The following is a 4,517-nucleotide window of genomic DNA, read 5'->3' on the forward strand; positions in this document are numbered from 1 at the left end:
TGTTCTCCGGGGGTCAGCCCCGTGTGGCAGCGTGATTCTCTGAGTTTGTGCAGTTCAGAGGCTGATGGGGAGATGCTATCCGCTGCAACAGGTGTGGCGCAAGCGGACTCGCGATGGTTCACGTTTTGCGGCTCGGGGCGTTGATGCGGGCCATGAGTTCGCGGTTGGTGGCGCGGGACGCGGCGAGGTCTTCGTCGCGTTCGTCGAGTTGTTGCTGTAGGTCGATGACCTGTTGTTCGAGATGGGTGATCCGTTGGTGGAGTGCATCGATGTCGGTTGGGGCGCCGAGTCCGGACTCGCGCCAGGTTTGTTCGCCGAGGGCTTCGGACAGGCGCTTCTCCAGGTGCTGGATTCGGGTGTTGAGCCGGACGGCGCGTTCGTGGGCGGCGAGCAGGTCGGCTTGCAGCGAGGCTCGGGTGACCGCTGGACCGGTGCCGTCGCCGGCGGTGGGTTCGGTTTGCAGCGTGTGGATCTTCTCGAGCAGGTCGCGGTGCCGGTAGAGGAATGTGCGGTCGACTCCGGCGGCGCGAGCGATCCCGGAGGCACTGATCTCGGTGCCTTCGGTGGCGGCGCGGTCGAGGGCGGCGAGGACGCGTTGGCGGCGTCGGGTGGATTCGGCGCGTCGGCCTTCGAGCATCGGGTGGGCTTGTGCGCTCGTGGTGGTGTGCGTGTCGGCTTGCTGCGGCTTGGTGTTGGTCATGCTGTGGCCTCCGCGGTGGTGGTCGTGGTGGGCGGTGCGGGCGCGGTGGACGGGAGGGCCGGCATGCCGATTGGAACTGCGTGGGCCGCGCGATGACGGCGCACGATGGCGACAGCGTCGTCGATCTGGGCTCGCTCGGTGTCACCGAGTTCGGCGATGTCGCCTTTGATCCTGTTGATCAGCCGCCGGATTCGAGTGATCTCCTCGTCGGTGGGGGTGGCGTCGGCGCGGGCCCAGTCGTCGACCCCGTCGAGGGTGGCGGCGAGCCGTTCGCGGGTGCGCAGCAGATCTTCCAGGTATGCCTGCAGATCGGGCAGGAACGCGACGCTGGTGCGGAAGTGGTCGCAGCCGACGCACCGGAATCGGACCGGGCAGGCGCCGCCACCGGCCTTGACGTTGGTTGGTTCGGTGCAGGTGCCGTAGGGGACGGCGACTTCTCCGATGGCGTGGCGGGCGCGTTCGGATTCGAGCAGGGCGTGCGCGTCGCGCCAGATCCGGTTGCCGTGTCGGTCGAAGCTGAGGGCCGTGACGGTGTCGACGGCGTCGCGGCGACGGTCTTCACCGATGCGGTAGTAGCGGCGGGTCATGGAAAAGCTGCGGTGATCGAGCAACTCGGCCAGGACATCGATCGGGACACCCGCATCGGCATGCCGCTGGGCGTAGCAGTGCCGGTATATATAGGGCACGACCTTGGTCTTGTCGATCTCGATCCCGTCGCGGGTGCGCAGGACAGGTAGGGCCGAGACCCACTCGCGGTGCCGGGCGTCGAGCATATCGATGCTGATTGGTGTGCGCCCGTGAGGATTACGGCGCGACGTGGGCAGCAGGGCCAGTTCCGCGACTGGGGTGTCGGGAAACATTGCTCGGACGCGTTGCCGCTGGCCGGTGATCACGGCGGCGGTGGCGTCGCCGATCGGCAGCCGCCGGCCGAGGCGGTGGGCCTTGGCGTTGTCGTAGACGAGCACCGCAGCTCCGTCCTTGTCGCGGTCCAGGCAGTCCAGGGGCAGGGCCAGAATGTCCTCTGGGCGTCGTCCGGTGTCGATGCCGATCTGAGTCGCGACCCTGACTTCGATCGGTTCGAGGGTGTCGAGGTTGGCGCAGAGAATGGCCATGATTTCCGGAGGGACGTCGCGGCCGGGTTCGCCGCGTTCGGGCTCGGCGGGGATGTCGCCGCGCTCGAGGGAGAAATCGCCGGCGAGCCCTGCCGCTGGTTGTCTGGGCCTGGTCAGGCCGAGGGCGCGGATGCCGGCCAGCACCTCGCGTAGGTCACGGCAGATGCCGTTGCGGCGGTATCGACTGATCTCACCGATCGACTCCAGATGGGCCAGCCGGTTGAGGAAATTTTCGATATCGGTGCGGCCCAAGTTCGATGGGACGAGGCCCCGGTCTGGTCTGCGGCCGAGGAACTGTGAGAGCATCCGCAGCGCGTTGATTTTGCCGCGGACTCGCGCGGCTCCACGGCCTCGGTGACGCGGGAGTTGTTCTGCTGCCCATCGTTTGGCGCACTGGGACAGCCACGGCTGGCTGATTCCGGTGAACGACAGGTTCCCGCGATGGCCGAAAACCGCGAGATCCCACGTGTCCTTGGCCTGTTCGCTCGCGGGGTCGGCCAGGGCCCGGCGAACGTGTTGGGTGAGGGCGGCCCGCAGCGAGCGCACCGTCTTGTTGCGGGTGATCTCGGCGCGGTCGACGGTAATCGAGGTCACCTGTCGCCAGCGCAGTCCGTCGCACAGCACCCGCAGTTGCGCATCGGCGATCTTCGCCCCACCCCGGACGCGCTGCTGAACACCGAACAGCACCTCGACGACCACCATCGCCGGCAGGGCCCGCAGATTGACCTGCCCCGGCTCGGGCACGCCCGATTCCCGGGTCTCCCATCGACGCGCATCCAGGTCCGGGGCTGCCCGCAGCGCGTTCCGCCATCGCTGGTAGTGGGTGTTGCAGTATCCGCAGGCGCCGTCAGCGGTCCGGATGCAGGCGGCAACCTGGCAGGCCGGCATCGGCGGCAAGGGCCCCACTCTGGGATCGGCCAGAAACTGTTCCATCGACAACCGTGGGCGGCGCAGGCGGAACTTCTTGGCGTGCGGCTCGCACAACACCGCATGCCGCACCGTCGGCACGCACCGGCATTTCGGCACTGCGCATCGAGTCGCCGGGGCCGGCTCGTCGGGCAGCTCCATCGCGGTCGCGATGTCCTCGGGGCTCATCCCCAGCCGGGACAGGCGCGTGAAGCACCGATGGCATACCGCAATGCCCGAGTGAACGGTGTTGTGGCACCGCTGGACTCGGCATACCGTTCTGCCCAACAACCGATGCTGGGCCGGCAGCGACAACATCCGAGTCTGTGGATTCCACCCCGCCTCGACCAGGAAGCGAGGATCCAGCATCCCGGCCAGCCGCGCAGCATCCGCCCCCAGCGCTACCCCGGTCAGCACGTGCGTGAACTCCAACGAAGGATCGCCAGTGCCATCCGCGGTGACCAGTTCTGCGGCGGTCACCGGATCACCGCACCGAGTTCGCGGGGGCTGGGCACCGCGTCGACCGCAGCACGCAGCCGGGAGGAATCCGGATGCACGTAAACCGCCGAGGAAGCGACCGCGGCGTGCCCCATCAGGTCGGCGACGACATCGATGCCGGAACCGGCGTCAACAGCGTTGCTGCCGAACGCATGCCGCAGTTGATGCGGGCGGACCGGGGTGTCGAAACCGGCCCGGCGGGAGGCCGCGGTCATCAGCTCCCCGATCCCGTCCGGCCGCATCGGCGCCCCGATGCGGCCGCGGAACAGGTTGACGATCACGAAGTCGCTGTCCGCTGCACCCGGCACTCTCATGCGCTCGAACTCGTAGGTGTCAAACGCCTGCACGACAAGGAAATCCAGCGGCACGACCCGCTGCCGGCGGGACTTGGCCCACGCCCCGTTCGGGTTGTCCTCCCGACGCACGACGTGCAGATGCGCCCGAGCGACCTCGCACCCCAACCGGCGCGAATCCACCAGCAGGTGCACATCACTGCGACGCAGCCCGCACACCTCGCCGCGACGCAACCCAGCCCTGGCCATCAGCAGCACCACCAGCCTGTCTCGCGCGGACCGGCACGCGCGCAGCAGCGCGACGATCTGTTCGTCGGTGGCGCGGTCCACCGTCGTCTCCGGCTCCCGCAACCGATGCCGAGCCCGCATCCGCCACGCCATCCGGCCCTCCTCACCGCGCGCCTCCGCCGGCAGGTCGCGGTCGTCGGCCACCTCGTACAGCACCGACACCAACCCCGCCGGGCCCTGGCCGGACGCGACCGCATGCACCACCATCCCCCGCACCGCGGTCAGCACACCGTTGATCCGCGACGGGCAGCGCACCGCACCGGCACCCGGCCCCGCCACCACCACGCCCGACCCGGCGGCGTCGGTGCCGCCGGCCAGCGGTCCGGCGTGGGCCAGCCACGTCATGAACAACGCGAACTGCTCAACCCCGGCCTGCCAGGACCGGCCCGTCCCGGCGCACCAGCGCAGGAACAACGCGATCGCGTGCGCATACGCCTTCGTCGTGGACTCCGCCCCGTCGCGGCCGAACCGTTGATGCCGCAGAAACCCATCCGCAACACCGACTACCTGCAGATCCTCATCCAACACCGTCCAATACCGCTGCCCGGACGGCAACCTCACCGGAAACGCCCGCATGGTCTCTCGCTTTCAGGTCGACAGTCACAAAACGACTACCAGCCACGAGCACCACACCCCCGGAGAAACGCCGCACCACCCGCAAGATCACCCAGTTCGAGCGACATCATGCAACAGGTCGCTGACCCCCGGAGAAGGACTGCG

At 68.5% G+C, this 4,517-nt stretch carries 3 protein-coding genes; all 3 read right to left on the reverse strand.

Annotated elements, in window-relative coordinates:
- Positions 1-118 precede the first annotated feature (118 nt).
- Genes AZG88_RS24655 through AZG88_RS24665 form a run of 3 tightly spaced genes read right to left on the reverse strand, consistent with a single transcriptional unit; the run spans position 119 to position 4,373 of the window.
- On the reverse strand, positions 119-700 hold the full coding sequence (locus AZG88_RS24655; RefSeq protein ID WP_231914174.1) for a DUF6262 family protein: 582 nt from the start codon (positions 698-700) through the stop codon (positions 119-121).
- The gene (locus AZG88_RS52835) at positions 697-3,198 is read right to left on the reverse strand and encodes a tyrosine-type recombinase/integrase (RefSeq protein WP_197487925.1); all 2,502 of its coding nucleotides are present in this window, start codon (positions 3,196-3,198) and stop codon (positions 697-699) included. Before AZG88_RS52835 ends, AZG88_RS24655 begins: the two co-directional genes overlap by 4 nt.
- On the reverse strand, positions 3,195-4,373 hold the full coding sequence (locus AZG88_RS24665; RefSeq protein WP_061699488.1) for a tyrosine-type recombinase/integrase: 1,179 nt from the start codon (positions 4,371-4,373) through the stop codon (positions 3,195-3,197). The genes AZG88_RS52835 and AZG88_RS24665 overlap by 4 nt, the downstream gene beginning before the upstream one ends.
- Positions 4,374-4,517: the final 144 nt, after the last annotated feature.

It is taken from the genome of Rhodococcus sp. LB1 (assembly GCF_001583455.1).
Classification (GTDB): domain Bacteria; phylum Actinomycetota; class Actinomycetes; order Mycobacteriales; family Mycobacteriaceae; genus Rhodococcus_F; species Rhodococcus_F opacus.

Bases quoted from the DNA above. Each gene is read 5' to 3' on its own strand.
- AZG88_RS24655 (WP_231914174.1), bottom strand. From the start codon at position 700: ATGACCAACACCAAGCCGCAGCAAGCCGACACGCACACCACCACGAGC.
- AZG88_RS24665 (WP_061699488.1), bottom strand. From the start codon at position 4,373: ATGCGGGCGTTTCCGGTGAGGTTGCCGTCCGGGCAGCGGTATTGGACG.